This window comes from Candidatus Poriferisodalis sp., from assembly GCF_965204125.1.
GTDB lineage: Bacteria > Actinomycetota > Acidimicrobiia > Acidimicrobiales > Poriferisodalaceae > Poriferisodalis.
Window position 1 is genome coordinate 1,794,580 of the sequence record NZ_OZ241968.1, and the last position, 25,309, is coordinate 1,819,888.

Consider the following 25,309-nt stretch of genomic DNA (forward strand, 5'->3'; position numbering starts at 1 on the left):
TGGCGGGCTCGGATAGCAGTTCCGGGTGCAGGCATCCCGCTCGCCGTATACGTGCCGCATCGCTGACCCCGCACCCTTTGGCCTGTCACACCGGCCCTCTAGGTTCCGTCGCGAGCACTCGAAACAGAAACCCCCACTGAGGTCCGGCCGCCGATGAACACTGCCTCCTCATCCCCTGACGAGGTCGCCCTACTGCGTCAGCTGACTGGCGACCCCGACGCTGCATTTCGTCCCGACCAACTCGACACGATTCGCCGCCTGACGGCCGAACGCTCGCGGGTGCTGCTGGTCCAGCGAACAGGCTGGGGCAAGAGCGCGGTCTACTTCATCGCCACCAAGCTGCTGCGAAGCAACGGTTTGGGTCCGACTCTGATCGTCTCGCCGTTGCTCGCACTGATGCGCAATCAGATTCAAGCCGCTCAGCGCATGGGCGTGGAAGCCGTCACGATCAACAGCGACAACAGGTCTGAATGGGACGGTGTCACACAGAGGATCGAGGACGACGGCGTCGATCTGGTGTTGATCTCGCCGGAACGTCTTGCGAATCAGGACTTCCGTCGCGATGTGCTGCCCATGATCGGGCAACGATGCGGGCTTCTCGTCATTGACGAAGCACATTGCATCTCCGACTGGGGCCATGACTTTCGGCCTGACTACCGTCGTTTGCTCCGAGTGCTGGAACTGCTGCCGCGTGGCGTTCCGGTTCTGTGCTGCACGGCAACTGCCAACGATCGGGTTGTCGACGACGTCACAGCTCAGCTCGGATCAGATTTTGCTGCAGTTCGCGGGCCGCTGGCGCGTGACGGATTGCGTCTGCATGCGATCACGATGAACTCGCCCGCTGAGCGGCTGGCCTGGCTGGCAGCGGCCGTCGAACGCTTGCCTGGCACCGGCGTCGTCTATTGCTCGACAGTGCGCGACACAGAGCGGGTCGCCAATTGGTTGAGGTCGCGGGGCATTGAAGCTGTGGCCTACAGCGGCTCGACGGACAGGGACGCGAGGCCGGAGATCGAGCAGGCGCTCTTGTCCAACGCCTTCAAGGTCGTCGTCGCCACATCGGCGTTGGGCATGGGCTTCGACAAGCCGGACCTGTCGTTCGTGATCCACTACCAGTCGCCCGGTTCACCGGTGGCGTACTACCAGCAGGTCGGCCGCGCTGGCCGCGGACTGCGCGAGTCCTGGGGCGTGATGCTGCGTGGGAGCGAGGACTCCGACATTCAGGAGTACTTCATCAACAATGCGTTTGCAGAACCCGAGCTCGCACAGCAGGTGGTGGCCCTGCTCGAAGCCGATCACGAGCCGATGGGCCTCGTGGACCTGCTGAACCACGTCAACGTGCGGCAGTCACGGCTGGAGGGTCTCCTGAAGAACTTGGAAGTTGACAGTGCGGTCGAGCGATCAGGCCAGCGCTGGCAACGAAGCCTGCAACCATGGCAGTTCGACTTCGACCGGGCCGAGGCCGTGACGGCACTTCGCTACGCGGAACTTGAACAGGTTCAGCACTACATCGAGTCCAGCGAGTGCAGGATGCAGATGTTGCGTCGCTTCCTTGACGATCCCGTCGCCGAGCCGTGTGGACGCTGTGACAACTGCACCGGCGAGTCGCTCGCTCTCGAACTCGATCCGGCCCAAGTGCAGGAGGCGGCCGAGTTCATGCGCAGCGCCCACTTGGTCATCGAGCCTCGCAAGCAGTGGCCGGACCGGAAGCGCATCCCCGCCGAGCTCCGGCTGGCGGAAGGGCGTGTTCTGGCACGCTGGGGCGACGCTGGCTGGGGCAGCCTTGTGCGTACAGGGAAGCAGGATGACGGCAGGTTCGACGATCGGCTGGTGGATGCCGCGGCCGAATTGCTACGTGAGCGCTGGCACCCGCAGCCTGCGCCGACGTGGCTCACATTCGTGCCGTCGCATCGGCATCCGCAGCTGGTAGCCGACTTCGCAGAACGGCTCGCCTCTCGTCTCGACCTGCCGTGTCATGATTCGGTAGTGAAGGCGGGCAACTCGCACCCGCAGAAGATGATGCAGAACAGCTTGCAGCAGCATCGCAACGTCGAGTCGGCGTTCGCGGCCCGAGGCGCAGTGCCCGAGGGTCCGGTTCTGCTGATCGACGACGTGGTGGACTCCCGTTGGACCCTGACAGTCGTCGGGCAGCTACTGCGACGGGCAGGCGCCGGCGTGGTTATCCCATTGGCACTAGCGGACACCTCGGAGGGCGCGGGCAGATGAGACGCAGCGATGACGCGCTCGCCACCATCGCATTGGTGAGTCGGCTCTGTGCTGACGGCCTGCGGCCTCTCAAGGCTGCGGAATTCTGGAAGCTGACATCGCAGGTGGACGAATGCCCCGGTCGACTCTTGGGCATGAATGCAAGCGATGTCGCTGAGCTCCGGGGTGTACCGATGTCCGAGGCTGAGCGAACCGTGACCCTGCTGGAACGGTCGACTGCGCTCGCCTTCGAGCTCGAAGGACTTGAGCGCTCGGGCATTCGGACGCTCACACAGTTCGACGAGCACTATCCAGAGCGCCTGACCGACCGTCTCGGGTTCAGGGCACCTCCGCTGTTGTACGCCGCAGGTGCGAGCGACTTGTTGGGCGTGCCGGGGCTTGGCGTCGTCGGCAGTCGCAACGTCGGGGAGGCTGGTGCCGAGGTCGCGAAGGAAGCGGCCAAGCGTGCGGCTGCCCGGGAGCTTCCTGTGGTCTCGGGAGGCGCGCGAGGCGTTGACCAGTTGGCGATGGACGCCGCATTCGAAGCAGGTGGCACGGTGACGGGCGTGCTGGCCGACTCGCTGGTGCGCAAGCTCCGAAATCCCGCTGTCCGTGCGGCGATTCACGATGAGCGCGTCGTCCTGTGTACGCCTTACAACCCCTCCGCCGGGTTCAGCGCTGGCAATGCGATGGGCCGCAACAAGCTGGTCTATGCCCTTGCCGCAGTCACGCTGGTCGTAGCGAGCGAACTCGGCAGCGGCGGAACCTGGACGGGTGCCAACGAGTCGCTCGATCATCGCTTCGGGCACGTTGCGGTGTGGCGCGGACACGGTGAAGGCGCCGGCAACGCCCGCCTGGAGCAGGCGGGGGCAGCCGCCGTCGCAGATATCGCAGATGTGGATGCCCTGCTTGATGAACCCATTGCGTTTCCATCAGCCGACATCCACCTCGACCACACCGAGCCAGTGGCAACAGGCGAACAAGGAACTCTGTTCGAAGCACTCGCCAGCACTGACTGAGGCACATGGTTGTCCACAGGTGGCGCTGAGTGTGTCTGTGCGCTCGGTGACGGTGCCCGCCGCTCGCTCGGAAACTCAGCCAGTGACGATCTCAGCGATGAGGGAGAGAATCGCGTCCGAGGTCTCGCGGTCTTGTTCGATGCGGTCGTCGGTCTCGTACGTGACCTTGCGGGCAATGCGCGTGCCCGAGTCGCTGACGGCGGCGATGTGCGCGCGGTCCTCGCCTCGCCGGGGCGGATCGGTCACCAGCGCGGCCGTGCACGAGATGCCCGCCAGCGGCCACGGCTCAGTGCCGGGCTTGGGCGTCGAGACCAGGTACTGCGCCCGGGCCAGGCAGCCGTCGGCCATCGCCAGGGCGGCCTCATCGGACACGTGCGGCTCCAGCTCCGAGCCCATCAGCTCGTAGAGCGACTTCACCGAATACGGCACACCGGCCTCGAGGATCGTGCGCGAGCCGCCCGGCACCGTTAGCAGGTCGCTGACCGCCAGCATCCCGCCTCCCGTCACCGACAGCACGATTCGCAGCGGCGAGGCATGGATCGCCCGGATAGTCGCCAAGCGCTCGTCAGCGTTCATGTCAAAACCTCGGTTTCTTGGAGATGACCGTCCGCAAGCAGTCCGCTTCGTCGGCGCGAGACGGAGGCTATAGATTCGTTGCGGAAGGCCCCGGAACCGTCCCTGCTGCGGCAAACGGCCGGGGTTGCGCCGTTCGGAGCGGGCATCATTGCCATCTGACGAATGCTCTGAGCGACCAAGCAGGGCTATCAGCTGGCCGGACCAACGCAGACAGCTTGACAAAGTTCGAGTCTCCCGTGGGCAGTCGATCTCTTGTTTGCGTCGCTCACTCGCCCACTCCGGCGGCAAGTCCGTTACGGCCGGTTCCAGGTCTGGGGTCTTAGAGCGATAGCTAGGGTCTGCTGATGCCCGTTGGGGAAGCGACGCTGGATGACGAGGGCGCTCTCCATGGTCCGCAATCTGTAGAGCTGGAGGACATCGGCGCGGGGGCAGAGTTGGTCGGGGTGGAGCCTGGTGGGGCGGTCACGGTGGTGGCGGTGCAGTGGCATGGCACGCAGGCGGTCACGCTGACGTATCGGCGGGCGGACGGCACGCTGGGGGAGCGGGTGCTGTTTCGGGACGACGAGGCGGCGTTGCGGCTGGTGGCGCCGGAGACCAGCGGGTCGTTCACATTTGACGGGGACGGGTGGCTGTTTCGGTTGGCTGCTGAGGCTCGGCGCATTCGGCTGGCGCACCTGTTCGATCCGTACTTGGCGCTGGATGCGAGTCGGGTGCGGCCGTTGCCACATCAGATCGAGGCGGTGTATGGGCACATGCTGCCGCGCCAGCCGCTGCGCTTTCTGCTCGCTGACGATCCGGGAGCGGGCAAGACCGTCATGGCTGGGCTCTACATGAAGGAACTGATGCTGCGCGGGGCATTGGAGCGGGCGCTGGTGGTGGTGCCCGGCAACCTCACAGCCCAGTGGCAAGAAGAACTGCGGGACAAGTTCGACCTGCACTTCGACATCGTTACCAAAGACGACCTCGACGGAGTTGCCAGCATCAACCCGTTCGAGCGCAAGCGGCTGCTGATCGCCCGCGTCGACCAGATCGCCCGGCGGCAAGAGGAGCTAGGGCCATACCTGCGTCGTGGCGAGTGGGATTTGGTGGTGGTCGACGAGGCGCATCGCATGGCGGCGCACTTCTGGGGTGACGAGATTCGCAAGACGCTGCGGTACCAGCTTGGCGAACTGCTCGGTGAGGCGGCGCAGCACTTGTTGCTGATGACCGCAACCCCGCACAACGGCAAGGAGGAAGACTTCCAGCTGTTCTGCGCACTGCTCGACAGCGACCAGTTCGCTGGCCGGTTCCGCGACGGCGTTCACGCGACGGATCCGTCGGCGTTCATGCGTCGCATGACCAAGGAGCGGCTGCTGACCTTCGAGGGAAGGCCGTTGTTTCCCGAACGTCGCTCCACGACGGTGCGGTACCACCTGTCCGACGCAGAGATGGCGCTGTACGACGAAGTGACGTCGTACGTGCGCGAGCAGATGAATGCGGCGGATCGGCTGCGTGAAGGCGGTGACGGCCGACGGGGCAACACAGTGGGGTTTGCGCTGACCGTGCTGCAGCGGCGGCTGGCATCGTCGCCAGAAGCGATCTACCAATCGCTGCGTCGCCGTCGCCGGCGGCTGGAGGCCCGGATAGCTGAAGAGCGGCAAGCGGTTCGGTCCGCCCGGCTGGGGATGTCGGGCCGCGAAGAACGCCTGTCACGACTGCTCGCTGACGACGGCGACGCATCGACGCTGGATCCCGATGCCTACGACGAACTCGACGAGTCCGAACAGGCGGAAGTAGATGCCGAGGTCGTGGACGCCGCTACCGCCGCCGCGACTATCGCCGAGCTTGAGGCCGAAGTCGGCACGCTGCGACAGCTAGAGGAACTGGCGCTGCGGCTGCGTTCCGAGGGCACCGACACGAAGTGGGCACAGCTGTCGCGCACGCTCAGCGACTCCCCGCACATGCGCTCGCCCGCAGGCGACCGACGCAAGCTGATCGTGTTCACCGAGCACCGTGACACGCTCAACTATCTCGTTGACCGGCTGCGGACGTTCCTGGGTTCCGACGAGGCAGTTGTCCACATCTCCGGCGGCACGGGCCGCGACGAGCGTCGCCGCATCCAGCACCGGTTCACCCAAGACCCCGACGTGCTGGTGCTGGTGGCCACCGACGCCGCAGGCGAGGGCATCAACCTCCAGCAGGCGCACCTGGTCGTCAACTACGACCTGCCGTGGAATCCGAACCGCATCGAGCAGCGCTTCGGGCGGGTCCACCGGATCGGCCAGACCGAGGTGTGTCACATGTGGAACCTCGTGGCCGAAGACACCCGCGAAGCGCAGGTGTATGTGCGCCTGCTGGAGAAGATCGAGCAGATGCGCGAGACCTTCGACGGGCAGGTCTACGACGTGCTCGGTGAGGTGCTGTCGGGCCGCGAGCTTCGCAGCCTGCTGCTGGAGGCCATCCGCTACGGCGACCGCCCCGACGTACGACGCCGACTCGACGAAGTCATCGACGCCGATGTGCCTGCCCGCGTGGAGGCGGCCATCACCGACCCGGTGCTGGCATCGGAGGTGATCGGCTACTCCGATCTGGACCGCATCCGGCGAGACATGGACGAAGCAGCACTGAGGCGCATCCAGCCCCACTACGTGCGAGCGTTCTTCGAGGCAGCGCTGGGCGACTTAGGCGGCACCATGCAGGAGAAGGAACCGGGCCGGTTCCAGATTCGCCGGGTGCCGCTGTCGGTTCGCCAGCACAGCCGATCAGTAGCGGCTCGGGGCGCCACAGCCGTTCTGGAGCGATACACGCGCGTCACCTTCGACAAGGACCTGACTGAGGCCACCGGCGTGCCCGACGCCGACCTGCTGGCGCCTGGCCATCCGTTGCTCGAAGCCGTGGTCGACCTGACTCTGGAACACCACAGTGACCAGATCCGCCGAGGCGCGGTGCTGGTGGACGATGCCGACTCGGGAACCATTCCGAGAGTCATGGTGATGCTCGAGCACGAGGTGGCCGATGCCCGCCCCACCGCGAGGGCGCCGCACACGGTGGTGAGCCGCCGCTTCGAGTTCGTGGAAATCCCTGAGACCGGGGAGCCGTCGGCCAGTTCGCACGCCCGCTACTTGGACTACCGCCCGGCCACAGAGGCCGAAGCCGCAGCGGTGGGGCACTTGGTGGAGCGGCGGCGAGGCGACGGCCGCGGCGCGGAAACGCTCGGCATGGACCACGCCGTCAACGTGTCAGCACCCGATCACTTGGCCTCCATCCGGGCGCGCACGCTGGCTCGGGTGGAGCACACCCGCGAAGCGGTGCATCAGCGGCTGACGAAAGAGATCAACCACTGGGACAACCGAGCAGCGCAGTTGCAGCTCGATGTGGATGCTGGCCGAGTTCCCAAGATGAACGTCGACACCGCCCGCCGGCGTGCCGACGAGTACGAAGCGCGTCTCAAAGAGCGGCTGGCGGCGCTGGAGCAGGAACGAGCCGTCAGCGCCCTGCCGCCGCGGGTGGCGGGTGGTGCGTTCGTGGTGCCCGCTGGCCTGCTGGCAGAGCTGCTGCCGGCAGACCCTGAAGTTCTCGGCACTGCCCAGCCTGAGGTTGCGGTCGGCGACCAGCTGTCGAAACGGGAGACTGAGCGCCGAGCCATAGCCGCAGTCCTGGCCGCGGAGACAGATGCGGGGTGGGACGCGGTTGACCTCAACGAAGAGCGTCCAAACCATCCCGGCTTCGACATCCGGTCGAGCCGCACCGAAGGCACCGTGACCAGCTTCCGTTACCTGGAGGTCAAGGGCCGGCTAGCTGGCGCGACCACGGTCACCGTAAGCCGCAACGAGATCCTCACCAGCCTCAACGAGCCAAGCCGCTGGATCCTCGCGCTGGTGGAAGTAGCGCCCGACGGCAACGGAGACCGTGACCGGGCGCGCTACGTGCAGGGTCCGCTCGATGTGGGTTCGGGGGACCATCTGTTCGAGGTGACCAGCGTCAACTTCAACTGGGCCTCGCTGTGGGCACGCGGCGTGACGCCTGGCGATTTCCCCCTCGCGGACAACATGCAGGCGGCTGAGTGATGAGTGAGATGAGGTCTCCCGAGTGAAGAAGAAGCTGATCGAGGTCGCGTTGCCGCTCGATGCCATCAATGCGGCAGCGGCAAAGGAGAAGTCGATACGCCGGGGCCATCCGTCGACCCTTCATCTGTGGTGGTCACGAAAGCCATTGGCTGCGGCGCGGGCGGTGTTGTTCGCGCAACTTGTGGATGACCCGTCAGCGCACCCGGGCCGCTTCCCGACCGACGAGGACCAAGAGGAAGAGCGGGATCGCCTGTTCAAGATCATCGAGGCAATGGTCCAGTGGAAGAACACGTCTGATGAGGCCGTATTCACAGCCGCCCGTGCTGAGATCGCCAAATCCTGCGAGGACGGACTGCCTACAGTGCTCGACCCGTTCGCGGGCGGTGGCAGTATCCCGCTGGAGGCCCAACGGCTCGGGTTGAGGGCCTACGCCAGCGACCTCAACCCGGTGGCGGTCCTGATCAACAAGGCGCTGATCGAGATTCCGCCCAAGTTCGCCGGCCGGACGCCGATCAGCGAGCGGCTTGCGTCGTTGGAAGCCGACAGCGGCGGGCTTGATACGTCTGACCCATCGGAATGGTCCGGTGGCCAGCTTCGCCAAGCGCTGCATCTCGAAGACGACTGGCCGGGCGCGAGTGGCTTGGCTGAGGACGTACGGCACTACGGGGGCGTGCTGAGGGACCTCGCTCGCGCCCGCGTGGGCGCGCACTATCCGACGGTGGAGGTCCCAAGTGGCGAAGCTGCCACCGTGATCGCATGGATGTGGGCCCGCACGGTCCCATGCAGCAACCCGGCCTGCGAGGCACGCATGCCGCTGCTGAACGCCTACGCCTTGTCACGGCGTCGCAACCGCGAGGCGTGGCTGGAACCCGAGGTCGACACGGCAACATCGCGAGTACGTTTCCGCGTCCGTCACGGTGCAGGGTGCCCGTCCGGCGGTACCGTCACCCGACGGGGTGCGACCTGTCTGGTGTGTGGCACCGCGGTGCCACTGAAGGATGTCCGCGCACTGGCGCAGGCTGGTGGCCTCGGATCGCAACTGCTGTGCATCGTGGCCGAGGGCCAGCGGGGTCGCATCTACGTCGAGGCCACAAAGGAACATGTCGATGCATCACGGGTGCCAGCCCCCGAGGATGCACCCGTCGGCGACCTTCCGGCCAAGGCGCTCGGCTTTCGCGTACCGCAATACGGCCTGCGGGCATGGTCCGATGTGTTCACGCCCCGCCAGCTGACCACGATGTGCGCCTTCACCGCGCTATTGCCGCAGGTCCGCGACCAAGTCATCGCCGATGCCGAGGCAGTGGGAATCGAAGGCGATGCCCTACGGCTCCACCAAGGAGGCACCGGCCCCGTCGCCTACGCCGATGCCATCACTCACTACCTCGGACTTGCACTCGGTCGGCTCGCCAACCGCAGTTCCTCGTTGTGTTTTTGGAACGCAGGAGGCGAGAAGATCGAGCAGGTTTTCGCACGACCAGCGCTTCCGATGATCTGGATATCTGCCGAGGGCAATCCGTTCTGTTCCTCTACAGGGAACTTCTTGGGCCAGCTTGACTACTTGGTCGAGGTGCTGAGCCGAGCGCCCGCCGCCGCTGCCGGAACCGCGATTCAGAGTGATGCCCGCGACATGAGCGACAGCAGTGGGGCCGCGGTGGTGTGTACCGATCCGCCCTACTACGACAACATCCCGTATGCCGACCTGTCCGACTTCTTCTACATCTGGCTGCGGAAGAGCTTGGCCGATGTCCATCCCGACCTGTTCCGCACGTTGCAGGTACCCAAGGCACAGGAGCTGATAGCGGAGCCCGCCCGCCACGACGGCTGGGACGCAGCCGCCGAGTTCTTCGAGCGCGGCCTGCAGCAAGCTTTCAGCGCGATCGGCAACGTTCAAGACGACCGTTTTCCCTACACCGTCTTCTATGCGTTCAAGCAGTCCGAGACCGACGCCTCAGGTACCGCATCTACGGGCTGGGAGACGATGCTGGAAGGTTTGCTCGACAGCGGGGCATCCATTGTGCGGACTTGGCCGATGCGCACTGAGCAGTCTGGAGGCTTGCGTGAGGTTGGACGGGCTGCGCTGGCGTCGTCGATCATCTTGGTCTGCCGCCGTCGGTCCGATGACGCTCCGGTGGTCAGCCGCCGGGACTTTCTGACTGCGCTTCGCAAGGAGTTGCCGGACGCGCTAGCCCAGCTCCAGGCCGAGAACATCGCCCCGGTCGATCTGGCGCAGTCATCCATCGGCCCGGGCATGGCCGTGTTCTCCCGCTACTCACGAGTGGTGGAGCTCGATGGCAGCACGATGAGGGTCCGCGATGCGCTGGCCGAGATCAACCGTGCCCTCGACGCCGTGCTCGAAGAGCAAGACGCTGACCTCGACGCCGACACCCGCTGGGCGCTGGCGTGGTACTCGCAGCACGGTCACGGCAGCGGTCCCGCTGGGGACGCCGACACGCTGTGCAAGGCCAAGAACACCTCCATCGCGGGCCTGGTGGAGGCGGGCATCCTGTGGCAGCAGGGCAACGAGTGCCGCCTGCTGACCGTCGACGAACTCGACGAGGACTGGGACCCGGCCACCGACCGGCGCCTGACCGTCTGGGAGACAACGCTCCACCTGCGCCGCAAGCTGATGAGCGACGGCGAGCAGGCAGCGTCTGCACTCCTGGCCCAAGGCGGCGTCATCGACGATGCCCCGCGCGATCTCGCCTACCGCCTGTTCCACATCTGCGAGCGCCAAGGCTGGCAGCCCGAAGCGGTGGCCTACAACGCCCTCGTCACCTCCTGGCCCGAGATCATCCGCCAGGCCACAGCCCCCACCGACCTCACCCTCATCTGACCCGCACCCGAATGGCTCGATGTGCTTCGCCAGTTCGCGGCGAGGCGGCTGACGCTTGCCGTGCCGATGGGTTCGTGCGCGCCGCCTCGTCATACTCGCGGACATGGCCCGCAAACGACCGAGACGACAGCCCGCGCCGAAAGTCATCCCGACACAGCCAGACGCCGACGACTCGCCGCCCTCTACTGCTGCCAGCCCAGTCAACGTCAATGAACTGCTCACCCAAGCAGCGAACGAAGTCCGCGGCCTCGCTGACTGCATGAATGAGCTGGATCCGTTGGTACCGAAACCAACAAATCCTTGGATGGCTGCTATCCCCGCGTTGTTGGAGCAGCGCGGCGTGCCCTCCAGGACTTGCGATGACATTCTCGGCAACGAGCGTGGAGCAGCACTCGTCAAGTCACAGACGGCAGCACAAGTCTGGTCAGCGCAGGATCATCTGCACGCGATAGCCGTCTGTCTGCCACAGCGGACCGTGTTCTCGCTGATGTCGCTGAGCCGCATCGTCATGGAAGCCGCATGTACAGCATCATGGCTGAACACGAACGGGACAGACCCCGCTGAACTGTTGCAGCGTGCCATCACGCTGGCTTACCGGCAGATCCGAAGCGCGACCAAGCAAGCCGACGAGATGTCGGAATGGCATGTGCTGTCGGCACGAGAAACGGAAGCCCTCGCCGAAGAAATTGCCTCGTATAAGACGACTCTCGCCGGGTTTGACGACATCGGGCAGCGATTCGGTTTCAACGCGAAAGAAGGAGCGCCGTCCATCGCTACACGCATGGCAGCGGCGATGGATGCCCTGCGTGGAGCGAACCCTGACTTGGAGTTGCCTCCGGACGAAGCGCTGCTGGCGAACCTCCATGGCGCGGTTCATGGCGACCCCAACACGCTGATGGGAATGATGGACACAGAAGTGGCAGGCGGGATGCGAACGGTCAGCGTCCGGTCGCGGTTACGGCCGGTGCTCTGGCATGCCGTCGCGCCGACTGTGATGATGCTCAAGACCATCGCCCACGAATGGGAGACAGGGCTGCAGGTCGCCGAGATTGAGACCCACGCAGCGAACCTGTTCGACGTCGTCCGTGACACTCAGATAGCGATGGCCTGATTCGCCCAGAAGGCGAACCTGCCTTCAGGGCTAGCTTCGGTGGCAGTACGGCTTGAAGGCCTCGCGCAGTGCGCGGGTGTGGCCGTGGTCGATGGGCTGTGAGTCAGCGCTGGCACAGGAGTTGGCCGTCGATGAGAACGAGAGTGCGCATAATGGAAGCGCCCGCCCGGGGGCCGTCCGTGCGGTCGGACCAGCGGGCGGAGTCAGATGCTCCAAGGAACTCAGTGACGAGCGTATGACGACATCCTTGAGGGCAGAATTCCGGTGGCTGTGCGTCTCGGTCCGACTGAGTGGAGGCAGACGATGGCGGAGATGAGCAATCGGGCTCGGGTGGGGGAGGCGTTCGAGGTATTGGCTCGGGTGTTGCGCCCATTCGTTGACCGGCACATGTCGAGCGGGGCTGGCGGTGGCGCGGACTGGGCAGCGACGTTTGCAGCGACGGCGCGTCCGGCGCTGCGGGAGTACTCGGAGGACGACCCGTCGTTCCTGCTGCGGGTGATTGCCGACTGCTGGCAGGGCAGGTTTGAGCGGCAGCTGCCACGCGGCGCTCGCAACATCGTCTTCACACTTCGAGACAAGCGCAACGAGTGGGCTCACAACAAGCGCTTCCAGCTGCATGACGCGCAGTACACGCTGAGCGGGATCGTGACGCTGATCGAAGCGGTTGCGCCTTCGGAAGCCGCCGCCGTGCAGGAGTTGCTCGACGACCTAAATCGAACACAGTACGAGCGAACGCAACGCAACGACGAGAGCGAGCACCCCGGCGCCGTGTTCAACGTGGTGGACTCGCCGCCGGCTGGGTTGAGGCCGTGGCGGGAGGTGATCCACCCCCATGCGGACATTCACTCAGGCCGGTTCAGCGTTGCGGAGTTCGCAGCCGACTTGGAGATGGTTCGTCGGGGCGAGGGCAGCGAGGAATACGCCAACCCGCGGCGGTTCTTCGAGCGCACCTACTTGACGGCGGGGTTGCGCGACCTGCTCACGCTTGCCGTCAGGCGCGTATCGGGGCAAGGCGGACAGCCGGTCATCAGCTGCCAGACCAACTTCGGCGGCGGAAAGACGCACAGTCTCATCGCGCTGTACCACCTGATGTCGGGTCTCGACCTGTCTCAGATGCCGGTCGAGGTCGCCGATCTGGTTCGCGATGCCGGTGTCGACAATCTGCCCGAAGTGAACTGCGCTGTCGTCGTCGGCAACCGTTTCGGGGCCGGTGAGGTTCACACCAAGCCCGACGGCACTGAGGCGCAAACGATCTGGGGCGAGATCGCGTGGCAGCTCGGTGGTGCTGCGGCGTACGAACTGGTCGCCGACAGCGACCGCAACCGCACCAACCCCGGCGAGGCGATCCGGGACGTGCTCACCGTGTGTTCGCCGTGCCTGATCCTCATCGACGAATGGGTCGCCTACGCGCGCGAACTCTACGAGCGCACCGACCTGCCTGGCGGCAGCTTCGATTCTCAGTTCAGCTTCGCCCAGACGCTCTCGGAGGCGACGAGGGCGACCGACGGAGCGCTGTTCGTGGTGTCCATACCCGCTTCGGAGGAAGCCGATTCCGACGAGGACAGCTTCGCGGTGTCGAGCTTGGAGGTGGGCGGCACGGCCGGGCGGGAGGCGCTGCGGCGGTTGACCAATGTCACGAACCGCCTTGCGGAGACTTGGCAGCCCGCGAGCGGCGACGAGAGCTACGAGATCGTGCGTCGGCGGCTCTTCCAGCCGCTCAGCGATGAGGCACGAGCGCACCGGGACGAAACCGCAGAGGCCTTCGGTCGCCTCTACCGGTCTCGACGCGCCGACTTCCCTTCCGAGTGCTCCGAGATCGCGTTCGTCGAGCGCATCAAGGCGGCGTATCCGATCCATCCGGAAGTGTTCGACCGGCTCTATCAGGACTGGTCGTCGATTGATCGCTTCCAGCGCACTCGCGGTGTGCTTCGGCTGATGGCCGCAACCATCGACTCGCTCTGGGCGAGCGATGACAAGTCGCCCCTGATCCTGCCGTGCTCGATCCCCTTGGGCGACGACCGCGTAGTCAATGAACTGGCCGGGCGGCTGCCTGACTACTGGCACCCGGTCATCGACTCTGACGTGGACGGGCAGTCCTCGCATGCCGGGCGCATCGACCGAGCAACGCCTCACCTGGGGGCGCTGCATGCGGCGCGTCGGGTTGCTCGGACCATCTTCGTCGGCGCGACTCCCCGAGTCGGAGGTCCGAACCAAGGCTTGGATCTGCGTCGCGTACGTCTCGGGGCCACCTTCGTCGGCGATCCGTCGGGTCCGGTGTCTGATGCGTTGAGCCGGCTCGCTGCCGAGGCGCCGTACCTGTACGTCGACCGCGACCGGTACTGGTTCGATCGGCAGCAGAACGTGACGAGAACGGCACGTGACGAGATCGAGAACCTGCTTTCGGGCGATCGCTTCCAGTTGCACGCTGAGATTGTTAGGAGGCTGCGCGAGCGGAGCGGCAGGGCTGGCATGCAAGCCGACGCATTCGTAAGTGTCCATGTCGCTCCGTCGAGCGGCGCCGATGTGGCTGACGAGCCGCGTGCGCGCTTGGTGGTCTTGGAACCCGGGACGACGCTGACTCTGAACTCCGACGATTCGCCCGCCGTGTCCACGGCGCGAGAGATACTCGAACAACGAGGTGCCGGACCGCGGCAGTACAGGAACATGCTGGTGTTCGCCGCAGCTGAGCAGCGCGCCGCTGAGGCCCTGGAACAGGCCGCCGCCGAGTTTTTGGCCTGGGAAGGCATCTGCACGCGTCAAGACGAGCTGAATCTCGACGCCCAGCAGATGAACCTCGCCCGGGCGCAGCGCGAGCGGGCTGACCAGACCACTGGGTTGCGAATTGCGGAGGCTTACCGCTTCCTCTTGGTTCCCCAGCAAGAGGACCCGCGCGGTTCGGTCACGCTGGAGGCGGTCAGACTGGACGCGGACAGCGCGGCGGGAGAGCGGAACGGTCGCCGGCGCGCCGGCGACCATCAGCTCAGCGCGATGCAGCCCGTCGCGCGCATAGCCGAGAACGCTGCTCGAAGGCTCGTGAACGATGGCAGCCTGGGCGCGCAGTTCCCAGCGGTCTTGCTGCGTCAGCAACTCGACGGGGTGCTGGCGTCGCGCTGGACAGAGGGCCACGTGTCGCTATCCGCGCTCTGGGAAGACATGGCGCGATACGTCTACCTGCCGCGCTTGCGTGATCAGGATGTGCTGACGTCCACCATCGAACGTGGCCCCGAGGGCATCGCCTGGACGACAGAGGGATTCGCCGTTGCCGTTTCCTACGACGAGACAACCGGTCGCTACTTGGGGCTGAGTCCGCCGGGGGAACGAATAGCGGCAGTGACGCCATCCCATCTCATTGTTCATCCCGACTTGGCGATGCGGCAGCACGAGCGAGACCGTGAAGCTGCTACGTCCCACGACGCTGAAGGAGCGAGCGGAGATGGTGGCGACTCGGGCGATGGCCGCGGTGGCGCCTCAGGCGGGGACGACGACTTCGGAGGCGGCGCAGACGATCAAGGCGAAGGTTCTGGTACGCGAACGGATCCGGCGCGCCCAGTCCTCAGCGTCTTTCGAGGATCGATTGTCCTGAACCCTGAACGTCCCACCCGCGCATTCACTCAGGTCAGCGACGATGTCCTCACCCACCTCATCGGTCACCCAGATGCAGAAGTCGTCGTACGAGTCGAAGTCGAAGTTCGCAAGCCGGGAGGCTTCGCTGGCGATCTCGTCCGCGACGTCAACGAGAACACCCGAGTTCTCGGCTTCGAGGAAGGCACCGGCTTCAGTGAGGACTAGGGACTGGCTACAAGCCGGAACCAAGTGTTCCAAGCATCCACCATCCGAACCAACACGCATGGCAGGCTGAGTCTTGGTGACCGTAGGGCAGAGAATCGAGCGTGCATAAGTGCGCTGGATGCCGCTATGTTACGGTCCCTGTCGTAGAGCCTCGGGCGGGATTCGAACCCGCATCTCTCGCTTCGCTAGGGCAAGTGCTTGATCCGTCAAGCTGCCGAGGCTTCTTAGGCGGGCCACCTGCGTACGGCGCAGGTGGCCCGCTGCTACATCCGCAACCGTAGACGCGTCTTGTCGCAAATTGTGGATAGTGGCGAACGGTTCTCGAATTCTCAGTAACTATGCGGGTTTCAGGGATTTGCGAGACTGGCCCATGGGCCAGCAGGACGCGCGCTCCTCACCTAGAAAGCGGCGAGTCGAGCCCCATGCCGACAATTGCCAAGAGCACTACGACAGCAAGCAGGATCAGCGGCACGCCTACTACGACCCCGAGAGCCATTCCCCAGAACGTGTCCTTCACGCCGCCGATCTTTGATCTGCGGAAGAGGGCAACTTCCTCGTCCAGGCTCTTGATGGCTGCCGCAACATCTGATGTTGCAAGCTCATGAAGCGGCTGTGCGGACATGGCGGTTCCCTCCTGACGGAAGTCGGTGTCTGCCATCGATGACGCTGACCAGCCGGAGGGAACCAGGCAACCGGTGCCGTCGTATTTGGCCGGCTCCGCGTAGGCGGGATGTGCGTTGTCGATGGCGAACCTGACCGCACCGCACTCAGTCGTAGGGACTTGCACCCCGCCTCGTCGCCCGGGTGTTCAGGACCCAGCAGCCCAGCGAGAGAAGCGATGCGAAGGTGCTGGCGAGCTTGCAGTAGCGGGTTGCTATGCCTCTGAACTGCTTGAGGTCTGCGAAGGCGTTTTCGACGACGCGGCGGGCCCTGTATGCGTTCGCGTCGTACGGGTGCGGAAGCTTCCTCGCCCGCGTCGAGGGGATCACCGCCTCAGTCGCACGGCGCTCCAAGTCCTCCTGCATAGCTTGGCTGTCGTACGTTCGGTCGGCAAGGAGCCAGCTGGCCTGTTCCGAGGAACGATCAAGGAGCGGAATCAGCTCTTTCGACTCTGCGGCGTATCCGGGTCGCAGGCTGAATCTCAGGAACCGGCCCGATCGGTCGGTAAGTGCGATGACTTTGGAGGTTGGGCCTCCTCTGCTTGTTCCGATTGCTTCGTCAAGGCTGTTCGGGGATCGCAGGGGAGGCCTTGCCGTTTTCTTCGGCGGGCTCCGCGGGCGTGTTGGTGGACCTTGATAAACATGCCATCGATCTGGAGCGTTCCGAAGTCGAGTTCGCTATCCAGAGATTGCAGCAACCGCTCGAAGACACCTCGGTGCGACCACCGCCGGAACCGCTGGCCATAGCGCTCGGGCAAATCTCGCCACGGAGCGCCTCTTCGGGCAATCCAGAGAATGCCCTCGAGCGTCACCCAGTGGGAAGCTTCGTACGGCCGGCCGCGGCCGCGCTGCGGAGGGAGCAGCGGCTCTATCCGTTTCCACTGTTCGTCCGGTAATGCTTGCCTCATTATGGTAAACACAGTAGGAATATATGTTCGCAACACGTTGCGGAAACATGGCGTGACCTGCGATTATCATAAGTTCTTGGAGCCGACACCCGCTGGGCGGGGGTAGAGCGATTTCTCGCAGTTGTCTGCGGGTGCCGGCCCATAGAGGCAGGGTCTCATAGATTGATGAGCCAACCGATGTACCGTACGCGGAGACGACGAGGAGGTCTCCGTGGCGTTCATTACTTCGGATACAGAGCCAACGTACGCAACGCTCTGCGCACATTTGGAATCGGTCCGTCACCGTTTGCTGCAGATTGGCGACAGCATCCTCAGCCCGGGCGGACCGCCCATAGACGACCCCGAAATCATGGAACTGATCAACACGCATGCGAACGTGGCGGCAGCGGTACTGGCCTACGGGCAGGCGCTCTACGGAGACTCGTCGGTAGATTGAAGACCGGCCGACTCGAAAGTTCGCATCGACCGGTTCCCGTTGGTGCCCTACTCGGTGGCAGAGCGACATCAACCTACGGTTCACTGTTTGAGGACAGTCCCTAGCGGCGTTCAGCCGATGGCGCCGGCCACGGCGAGTTCGACAACACGGTCGTCGTCGTAACCGAGGATGTCCCGCAGGACGCGGTCGTTGTGCTCACCCAGGCTCGGGCCTGACCTGGTGACGGCGTGGGGGGTGCCGGCGAGCTGCAGGCGGGGCGCTTCGACGATCATGCGGTCGTACACCGGGTGCTCGACGTCCATCCAGTGGCCGCGGTGAATGAGCTGCGGATCGGCGAAGCAGCCGAGACTGTTCTGGCTGGCGTGTGCGGGCACGCCCGCAGCCTGCAGCACGGCTTCGGCTTCAGCCGGTGTGCGCCCGGCGGCCCATGCCGCGATGGCGGCGTCAATGTCTGCGTTGCGCGCGACGCGTCCCGCTGCGTCGAGGCCGGCGAGTTCGGCCGGCACGGGCTGGCCGTCGCGGCTGAGCACCTCACACAGTGACTCCCACTGGTGCTCGGTTTCGCACACCACCGCGATCCACGCCTCCGGTGGCTCGATGGGATTGTCGGGACTGGCATCGCCCTGGTCGCACGGGTACATCGCATGGGGGCTGCTGAACGCATCGGCATTGCCCGATCGGGTGGCAGCAACGCCATTGACCGTGTGCTCGAGCACCTCGGTCGCCAAGAAGTGCACCGCGGCCTCGGCCTGAGCGAAGTCGAGATGCTGGCCCCGGCCCTGCGGATCGGCGTCGCGGGCGTCGAGCGCGGCCAGCAGCAGCGGCACCATGTACTGCGGGGTGACGTAGTCGGTGTAGGCGAGGAACGGTCCCGCCGGCGCCCGGTCCGGCCAGCCGGTCATCTCGTAGTAGCCGGTGATGGCACCGGCCAGATTGCCGAAGCCGGCGAATGTGGCGAGCGGTCCGGTCTGGCCCATCAGGCTGGTGCTCAGCAGAATCAGGCCCGGGTTGCGGGCCGAGAGCGTCTCGTAACCGATGCCCCAGTCGTCGAGCGTGCCCGGCGTGTACGACTCGACGTAGATGTCGGCCCATTCCGCCAAGTCGCACAGCACGTCGCGGCCCTCGGCGGTGTTGAGATCGATGGTCACGCCGAGCTTGCCCGCGTTGAGCGTGCCGTACTGGATCGAGGCGTCAGGTCCCATGTCTCCCCGCAGGCCGCCGCCGCTGCCGCGTGCAGCGTCGAATCGCGCTGGCCCTTCCACCTTGATGACCGTGGCGCCGAAGTCGGCGAGCACCCGCGTCGTGAACGGCCCGGCGTACACCCACGTGGTGTCGAGCACCTTGATCCCCTCGAGGGGCCGCGGGCTCGACGGATCGCCGCCGCCGTCGCGCAGTTTCTCCGCGGCGTCCAGCAGCGCCGAGCGCGGCTTCGCCTTGATGGCCGCGGTGTGGGCGCCGAGATCTGGCGGGGTGCCGAGGGAGCGGAGTGGCGTGCGGCTGGGCTTGCACCATGCGCCTGGGGTGATCACGCTGCCCCACGCAGGATCGGCGACGGTGTCCCAATAGCCGCGCTCGTTGAAGTGCTCCACCTCGGTCAGCTCGGCTGGCGTGTACACGGGTGCCAGCAGCAGCTCGCGGCGCTGCGCTTCCGCGAACAAATCGGCGCGGGTGCGCGTGCTCGTCAAGCGGGTGATCGCGGCCTTGGTCTGCTCGAGCTGGCCCGGCGCAACCTCAGGATCGGTGAACAGGCGCATCCCGAAATCGACCCAGTCGAGTACCGCGAGCTCGTCGTCACAGCAGCCGTTCTCATGCACCCAGTCCATCAGCCGCTTGGTGAATCGGCCGATGGTGTCGCCGAACAGCAGCGTGATCGAGACGTAGCCGTCGGACGCCGGATAGACGAACTGCAGGTGGAAGTTGAGGAAGAGGATCCCGCCTGAGGTTCGGCGGGCCGACGGGTATTCGTTAGGGGCGTGGATGATGCCGGGGAATGCCGTCTGCATCATCGCCTGCTGTGCCGAGATGTCGACGTGCTGGCCGTACCCGCTGCGGTCGCGTTGGCGCAGCGCGAGCGCCGTGCCGACGGCGGCATGCGATCCCGCGTGCAGCCAGCTCTGCGGTGCCGTGATGCGCAGCGGCGCCCGGTCGGCGTCGCCGGTGATTGCAGCGCTGCATGCCGAGGCGGCAATGGTGAGATCTGATGCTGCCCAGCCGGCCTTCGGTCCGGTGCTTCCGAATGGGGTGACGGTGGTGTGCACGAGTCCCGGGTTGACCGCACGCAGCTCGTCGTAGCTGAGGCCAAGTCCGGGGTCGGGCGATTCGATCAGTGCGTCGGCGCTGGCGACCAGCTCCATCAGCTCGTTGCGATCGTCAATGACGCAGCTCTGCGCACCGCGCCGCAGGTTCCACCAGTTCAGCGATGTGCCGTCGGGGCCTGTTTCCCGATGGTCTCGCCCGCGGCCATCGGGGCCTTCGATGAGGATCACCTCGGCGCCCAATGAGCCGAGGATCGAGGTGCACATCGCGCCCCGGTGATCGGTGAGGTCCAGCACTCGGTATGGCTTCAGCATCGCCGCGAAGCTAACGCTCGCTCTCGGCGCCGACCGACGACCCGGCACCGGCGCAGATCGGGCATCGCGTCGGCGCCGGCGGCTAGCGTGCCGCCGGTGACGATTCGAGGCAAGGCACTCATCGCCGGGGTGTACGAGCATCCCGGCCGTGAACTGCCCGACCGCACGCTGCCGCAGATCCACGCCGAGGTAGCCGCGGGCGCGCTGGCCGACGCCGGGCTGACCCTGGCCGACGTCGACGCCTACTACTCGGCCGGCGACGCACCCGGCTTCGGCGCCCTGTCGATGGCGGAGTACCTCGGCCTCGACCTCACCTACATCGACGACACCGAGACCGGCGGCTCGGCGTACTTGGTCCATGTTCAGCATGCCGCTGCGGCCATTGCTGCAGGCCACGTGAACGTGGCGCTGATCACGCTGGCCGGCAAGCCGCGCACCGGCGGCGCCGGTCCAGGCGGCAGCGCCCGGTTCAGCTCGGCGCCCGAGGCTTCGTTCGAGAACCAGTTCGGCATGTCGGTACCCGGCGGGTACGCGCTGGCCGCGGCACGGCACATGCACGAATTCGGCACCACCTCAGAGCAGCTGGCCGAAGTCAAGGTGGCCGCCTCAACCCATGCGCAGCACAATCCGCACGCCTTCCTCCAAGACGTCGTGACGGTGGAGGAGGTGGTGTCGTCGCCGATGATCTCCGATCCGCTGCACCGGCTCGACTGCTGCGTGATCACCGACGGCGGCGGTGCCCTCGTGCTGGTCAGCGAAGCGGTGGCGGCGTCGCTTGACCGCCACTGCGTGCCGGTGCTGGGAACGGGAACCGCCATCAAGCACACCTCGGGCGGGCGCATCGATCTGACCCACACGGGGGCGACGCGCTCGGGGCCGCTGGCGTTTGCCGAAGCCGGCGTGACACCCGCCGACATCGACTACGTGTCGATCTACGACAGCTTCACCATCACGGTGCTGATGACGCTGGAAGACCTCGGCTTCTGCGAAAAGGGTCATGGCGGACGCTTCGTGTCCGACGGCGCTCTGCAGTCGCCCGGCGGTGCGCTGCCGTTCAACACCGACGGCGGCGGCCTGTGCAACAACCATCCGGCCAACCGCGGCGGCATGACCAAGGTGGTCGAAGCCGTGCGCCAGCTGCGCGGCGAGGCCCAAGCGGCCGTGCAGGTGCCCGACTGCGAGCTGGCCCTGGCGCACGGCACCGGAGGCAGCCTCGCCACCCGCATGGGAAGCGCCACGCTTGTGATGGGCAGGTCGACGTGAGCGAACTCGGGCAGTTCGGCCTGCCGGTACCGCCGCCGACGGTGAATCTCGAGACGCAGCGGTTCTGGGATGCCACCGCCGAAGGCCGACTGGTGCTGCCCCGCTGCGACAACAGCGGTGACGTCGTGTGGTACCCGCGGGAACGCTGCGATGGGCCCGGCAGCACCTCGGTGACCTGGTTCGAGGCCTCGGGGCGAGGCACCGTGTACAGCTGCACAGTTACCCGCCGCATCCCGGGTTCGTGGCGCAAGGCGGCCCCGTTCGTGCTCGCCTACGTCGAGTTGGAAGAGGGTCCCCGAGTGCTCACCAACATCGTCGGCTGCGACCCCGAGACGGTCCATATCGGCCAAGCCGTGCAGGCCGTCTTCGACCCCACGCCAGACGGCCCCGCACTGCTGCGCTTCACCCCAGCCTGACCGCTGTTCAGCGGGAGCGCCGGAGTCAGACTTCGAGCATCAGCGTGACCGGGCCGTCATTGATCAGCTCGACCGCCATCTCGGCCCCGAACGAGCCAGTGGCCACGGTGGCGCCCAGGCGACGCAGTTCGGCAACCAATTCGTCGATCAGCCCGGTTGCCTGATCGGGCGCTGCTGCTGCAACGAACGACGGGCGGCGACCCTTGCGGGTGTCGCCGTAGAGCGTGAATTGGCTCACCACCAGCACCTCGCCGCTGGTATCTGCTACTGACCGGTTCATCTGGCCGTTGTCGTCGGCGAAGATGCGCAGGTTCCAGATCTTGCCGGCAAGCCTGTGTGCCGACTCAGTGCTGTCGTCGTGCGTCGCACCCACCAGGCAGCACAGCCCGGGACCGATCTCGCCGATCACCTCGCCGCCGACTCGCACCCGGGCCTCGGCGGCCCGCTGCACCAGTGCTCGCACGCGCTCAGGGAATGATCGCGTCGACTTCGATCTCGATGACGAGGTCGGGATGGATCAGCCCCGACACCTCGACGAGCGTCGACGCCGGCCGGATGTCGCCGAACACCTCACCATGGGCGCGGATGAAGTCGTCGAGCATCCCGATGTCGGTGACGAACGAGCGGGTCCGCACGACATCGCTCATCTGCGCTCCCGCCTCTGCCAGCGCCTGCTCAATGACCCCCAGCGTGTAGATGGCCTGCCCGTAGCAGTCGCCCGGGTGCGCCACGCCGTCGGGGCCCAGCGACGTGCTCCCCGATACAGCGACCCAGTCGCCGAGCCGCACAGCCCGCGAGTAGCCGGCCACGGGCTCCAGCGGACCGCCGCTTGAAATGTTCTGCCTGTCGACGCCCGAAGCGCCGCTGTCTGTGCTCATGCTGACCTCAATTCGGCATGGTCGGGTTCGGTGGAAAGCTGACGGAGCGTTCTAGGCGAGGGCGCCGGCTATGACGAGTTCGGCGATCTTGTCGCCGTCGTAGCCGAGGATGCCTTCGAGCACTTCCATGTTGTGCTCGCCGAACATCGGGCCGCCCCACAGCGGCCGGCCAGGCGTGCGTGACAGCTCGAAGTTGCTGTTCTCGACCCAGGTGTGGCCGTGCTTGGCGTGCGGTACCGACAGAAAGTGATCGCGGGCCACGATCTGCGGGTCGGCCATGAGATCTGCAGCATCGCTCACACGGTGGGCGGGCACGTCTGCCGCTTGGAGCGCCGTCTCGATGTCGGCTGCCGCCTGAGGCTCTGTCCACGCGGTGATTGCAGCATCGATGGTTTCGGCGTGCGCTCGACGGCCTTCTGCATCGAGACCGAGCAGATCGGCGTTTGCGCCCAGCAAGTTCGCCAGTGCGTCCCAGTGCTCGTCGGTCTCGCAGGCGATCGCGACCCAGCGGTCGTCGCCGGCCGCGGGGTACACGCCGTGGGGGCACATGTGGCGGTCGGCGTTGCCGGCCCGGCCCGCGGTGCGGCCGTTGATCTCCTCGTCGGCGAACTCGGTTGCCAGGAAGTGCAGCGCCCCCTCCATCTGGGCGAAGTCGATGTGCTGGCCCCGCCCGGTGCGATCGCGCTCCGCCAGCGCGGACAGGATCAGCATCACGCCCAGCTTCGGCGAGATGTAGTCGGTGTAGGCGGTGAACGGCCCCGCCGGGATGCGGTCTGGCCATCCGGTCACCGGGTAGAAGCCGGCGATGGCCGCCGCCATCGTGCCGAAACCGGCGTACATGCGCATCGGCCCGGTCTGGCCCATCAGACAGCTCGAGAACATGACCAGCTCGGGGTTCACCTCGCGCAGCACGTCGTAGGTGAGACCCCAGTTCTCCATGGCCTTCGGCGAGAACGACTCGGTGAGCACGTCGCACCACGCGACGAGATCGAGGATCACCTCGCGGGCCTCGGGCAGCGACAGGTCGAGCGTCAGGTCCATTTTCCCGGCGTTGATCGAGTGGAACTGCAGGGCGTTCTCCTGCCCGCCCTCCTCGCCGATGAACGGGTGGACGCCGCGCAGCACATCGGGCTTCAGCTCGCTCTCGACTTTGACCACGGTGGCGCCGTAGTCGGCCAGCGTGCGCGTGGCGCCGGGGCCTGCCAGCGCCCACATGAAATCGAGAACCTTGACGTCATCAAGCGGGCGCTCCATCGGCTGCCCCACAGGTGCCGCCTCCGCCCGCGGGCGCGCGGTGATCGCTGGCCCGGCCGCGCCGCCGAGGTAACGCGCCGTGTGCTCCCCGAGCCGCGGCGCCACCGGCAGGTCGGCCAGCGGCTCGCCGGTGGTCTTGGCGAGCGCGCCGCAGAGCCGCACCGGTGCCGAGCCTTCGGCACGCGGCATCTCGACCTGCTGCCAGTAGTCGCGCACGTCGAGGTGCTCGAGGGCGAGCACGTCGGCGGTGGTGGTGATCGGCGCGATGAGCAGGTTGTCGGTCAGCGCCCGTTCCAGCAGCTCGGCTTTGGTCTTGGTCGCCACGAACGAGGTCAGCGCCTTGATGGCCTGATCGAACGTGTCCATCGACTCGCGGCCCTCCACGATGGCCATGCCGAAGTCCACCCAGTCCTTGTCGCGCAGCTCGGGCTCGCAGAACCCTTCCTCGCAGGCCCAGGTCAGGATCCGGCTCGTGAACGGGGCGATCATCGGACCGAACAGGAACGTGACGGTCACGTAGCCGTCGGCGCATTCGTACACCCAGGGGATCAGGAAGCCGCCCAGGTTCACGGCGCCAGGCAGCCGCACCGGCACTTCGCCGCCGGTGAGCACCGCCATCATCTGGAATTGCGTGCAGTCCACGAACGACTGCTGGGCCGACGTGTCGACGTGCTGGCCCAGCCCGGAGGTCTGCCGTTCGTGCAGCGCCATGAGGACCGCGCCGGCGGTGTCCACCGCAGCGTTGTGCCAGGTCTGCGGCGGCCCGATGCGCACCGGCGCCCGGTCGCGGTCGCCGGTCAGCGACATCGTGCCGCTCGAAGCGGCGATGGTGAGGTCGGTAGCGGCCCAGCCGGTCTTGGGGCCCGTTTCGCCGAACGGCGTGATGGCCGCGGTCACCAGCTGCGGGCTGGCTGCGCGCAGCGCCTCGAGGTCGACGTCGAACGCACCGCACGAGATCACCGCATCGCAGCGGGCGGCGAGCTCGGCAATCTGCGCGGGGTTCTCGACGACCACCGAGTGCTTGCCCCGGTTGTAGACGAGAAACTCGATAGCGCGCTCCGGGTCGGCTACGTCATCGACGTACGGACCGCGGTGACGGGTGCGATGCCCACTGGGCGGCTCGCAGAGCACCACCTCTGCGCCGAGCTGGGCCAGCAGCATTCCGGCGAGATGGCCCCGGTCGTCGGTCAGATCCAGAATCCGGTAGCCGTCCAGCACCTCGGTATGCCCCCAGTTGTCGCCAATGAGCCGGAGTGCCCGGCTGAATCCCGCAAACTCTGCCAGAACCGCTCACCGCACGCGTGCAATGCGTGCGGTGTCCGGTCCGCGGAACTGCCGCTCGGCAAAGA

At 66.1% G+C, this 25,309-nt stretch carries 17 protein-coding genes and 1 tRNA gene; 9 read left to right on the forward strand and 9 right to left on the reverse strand.

Annotated elements, in window-relative coordinates:
• Positions 1 to 153 precede the first annotated feature (153 nt).
• A complete protein-coding gene (locus ACOGXD_RS08545; RefSeq protein ID WP_419914153.1) occupies positions 154 to 2,223 on the forward strand; it encodes a RecQ family ATP-dependent DNA helicase in 2,070 nt (689 codons plus the stop codon).
• Entirely contained in the window at positions 2,220 to 3,221 is a 1,002-nt protein-coding gene (locus tag ACOGXD_RS08550; RefSeq protein ID WP_419914155.1) for a DNA-processing protein DprA, read from the forward strand. Before ACOGXD_RS08545 ends, ACOGXD_RS08550 begins: the two co-directional genes overlap by 4 nt.
• Positions 3,222 to 3,296: 75 nt before the next feature.
• On the opposite strand, the gene ACOGXD_RS08555 is transcribed toward ACOGXD_RS08550, so the two are convergent.
• Positions 3,297 to 3,797 carry a hypothetical protein gene (locus ACOGXD_RS08555; RefSeq protein ID WP_419914157.1) on the reverse strand — a complete coding sequence of 167 codons (501 nt, stop codon included), beginning with the start codon at positions 3,795 to 3,797 and terminating at the stop codon, positions 3,297 to 3,299.
• Between the two features lie 344 nt (positions 3,798 to 4,141).
• Between ACOGXD_RS08555 and ACOGXD_RS08560 the strand changes: the two genes are divergently transcribed.
• The 4 genes from ACOGXD_RS08560 (at position 4,142) to ACOGXD_RS08575 (ending at position 15,576) form a co-directional block, all read left to right on the forward strand.
• The gene (locus tag ACOGXD_RS08560; protein WP_419914159.1) at positions 4,142 to 7,843 is read left to right on the forward strand and encodes a helicase-related protein; all 3,702 of its coding nucleotides are present in this window, start codon (positions 4,142 to 4,144) and stop codon (positions 7,841 to 7,843) included.
• A 22-nt stretch (positions 7,844 to 7,865) separates the two neighbouring features.
• A complete protein-coding gene (locus ACOGXD_RS08565) occupies positions 7,866 to 10,676 on the forward strand; it encodes a DUF1156 domain-containing protein (RefSeq protein ID WP_419914161.1) in 2,811 nt (936 codons plus the stop codon).
• A gap of 103 nt (positions 10,677 to 10,779) precedes the next feature.
• Complete coding sequence (locus ACOGXD_RS08570; protein WP_419914163.1) at positions 10,780 to 11,787, forward strand: hypothetical protein; 1,008 nt, start codon at positions 10,780 to 10,782, stop codon at positions 11,785 to 11,787.
• A 312-nt stretch (positions 11,788 to 12,099) separates the two neighbouring features.
• Entirely contained in the window at positions 12,100 to 15,576 is a 3,477-nt protein-coding gene (locus tag ACOGXD_RS08575; RefSeq protein ID WP_419914165.1) for a DUF499 domain-containing protein, read from the forward strand.
• A gap of 147 nt (positions 15,577 to 15,723) precedes the next feature.
• Here ACOGXD_RS08575 and ACOGXD_RS08580 read toward each other — a convergent pair.
• From ACOGXD_RS08580 to ACOGXD_RS08595, 4 genes are all read right to left on the reverse strand, one after another.
• Positions 15,724 to 15,797: transfer RNA gene (locus ACOGXD_RS08580), tRNA-Leu, on the reverse strand.
• Between the two features lie 173 nt (positions 15,798 to 15,970).
• On the reverse strand, positions 15,971 to 16,234 hold the full coding sequence (locus tag ACOGXD_RS08585) for a hypothetical protein (protein WP_419914167.1): 264 nt from the start codon (positions 16,232 to 16,234) through the stop codon (positions 15,971 to 15,973).
• Positions 16,235 to 16,343: 109 nt separating this feature from the next.
• Positions 16,344 to 16,817, reverse strand: coding sequence for an IS5 family transposase (locus ACOGXD_RS08590; RefSeq protein WP_419917380.1), 474 nt, complete (start codon positions 16,815 to 16,817; stop codon positions 16,344 to 16,346).
• The gene (locus ACOGXD_RS08595; RefSeq protein ID WP_419914169.1) at positions 16,718 to 17,143 is read right to left on the reverse strand and encodes a transposase; all 426 of its coding nucleotides are present in this window, start codon (positions 17,141 to 17,143) and stop codon (positions 16,718 to 16,720) included. Before ACOGXD_RS08595 ends, ACOGXD_RS08590 begins: the two co-directional genes overlap by 100 nt.
• A gap of 211 nt (positions 17,144 to 17,354) precedes the next feature.
• Between ACOGXD_RS08595 and ACOGXD_RS08600 the strand changes: the two genes are divergently transcribed.
• Positions 17,355 to 17,579 carry a hypothetical protein gene (locus tag ACOGXD_RS08600; RefSeq protein WP_419914171.1) on the forward strand — a complete coding sequence of 75 codons (225 nt, stop codon included), beginning with the start codon at positions 17,355 to 17,357 and terminating at the stop codon, positions 17,577 to 17,579.
• A gap of 110 nt (positions 17,580 to 17,689) precedes the next feature.
• Here the strand turns inward: ACOGXD_RS08600 and ACOGXD_RS08605 are convergent, their stop codons facing one another.
• Positions 17,690 to 20,149, reverse strand: coding sequence for a CoA transferase (locus ACOGXD_RS08605; protein WP_419914173.1), 2,460 nt, complete (start codon positions 20,147 to 20,149; stop codon positions 17,690 to 17,692).
• 96 nt (positions 20,150 to 20,245) lie between these two features.
• Between ACOGXD_RS08605 and ACOGXD_RS08610 the strand changes: the two genes are divergently transcribed.
• Together ACOGXD_RS08610 and ACOGXD_RS08615 are read left to right on the forward strand one after the other, a co-directional pair.
• Positions 20,246 to 21,412, forward strand: coding sequence for a thiolase domain-containing protein (locus tag ACOGXD_RS08610; protein ID WP_419914175.1), 1,167 nt, complete (start codon positions 20,246 to 20,248; stop codon positions 21,410 to 21,412).
• A complete protein-coding gene (locus tag ACOGXD_RS08615) occupies positions 21,409 to 21,828 on the forward strand; it encodes a Zn-ribbon domain-containing OB-fold protein (protein ID WP_419914177.1) in 420 nt (139 codons plus the stop codon). The genes ACOGXD_RS08610 and ACOGXD_RS08615 overlap by 4 nt, the downstream gene beginning before the upstream one ends.
• Before the next feature lie 25 nt (positions 21,829 to 21,853).
• Here ACOGXD_RS08615 and dtd read toward each other — a convergent pair whose 3' ends face one another.
• From dtd to ACOGXD_RS08630, 3 genes are read right to left on the reverse strand one after another with little or no spacing between them, the layout of a single operon-like run.
• A complete protein-coding gene (gene dtd, locus ACOGXD_RS08620) occupies positions 21,854 to 22,291 on the reverse strand; it encodes a D-aminoacyl-tRNA deacylase (protein WP_419914179.1) in 438 nt (145 codons plus the stop codon).
• 4 nt (positions 22,292 to 22,295) lie between these two features.
• Positions 22,296 to 22,706 (reverse strand): RidA family protein, encoded by a 411-nt coding sequence (locus ACOGXD_RS08625; RefSeq protein WP_419914181.1) that lies wholly within the window; start codon positions 22,704 to 22,706, stop codon positions 22,296 to 22,298.
• A gap of 51 nt (positions 22,707 to 22,757) precedes the next feature.
• Entirely contained in the window at positions 22,758 to 25,178 is a 2,421-nt protein-coding gene (locus ACOGXD_RS08630) for a CoA transferase (protein ID WP_419914183.1), read from the reverse strand.
• Positions 25,179 to 25,309 lie beyond the last annotated feature (131 nt).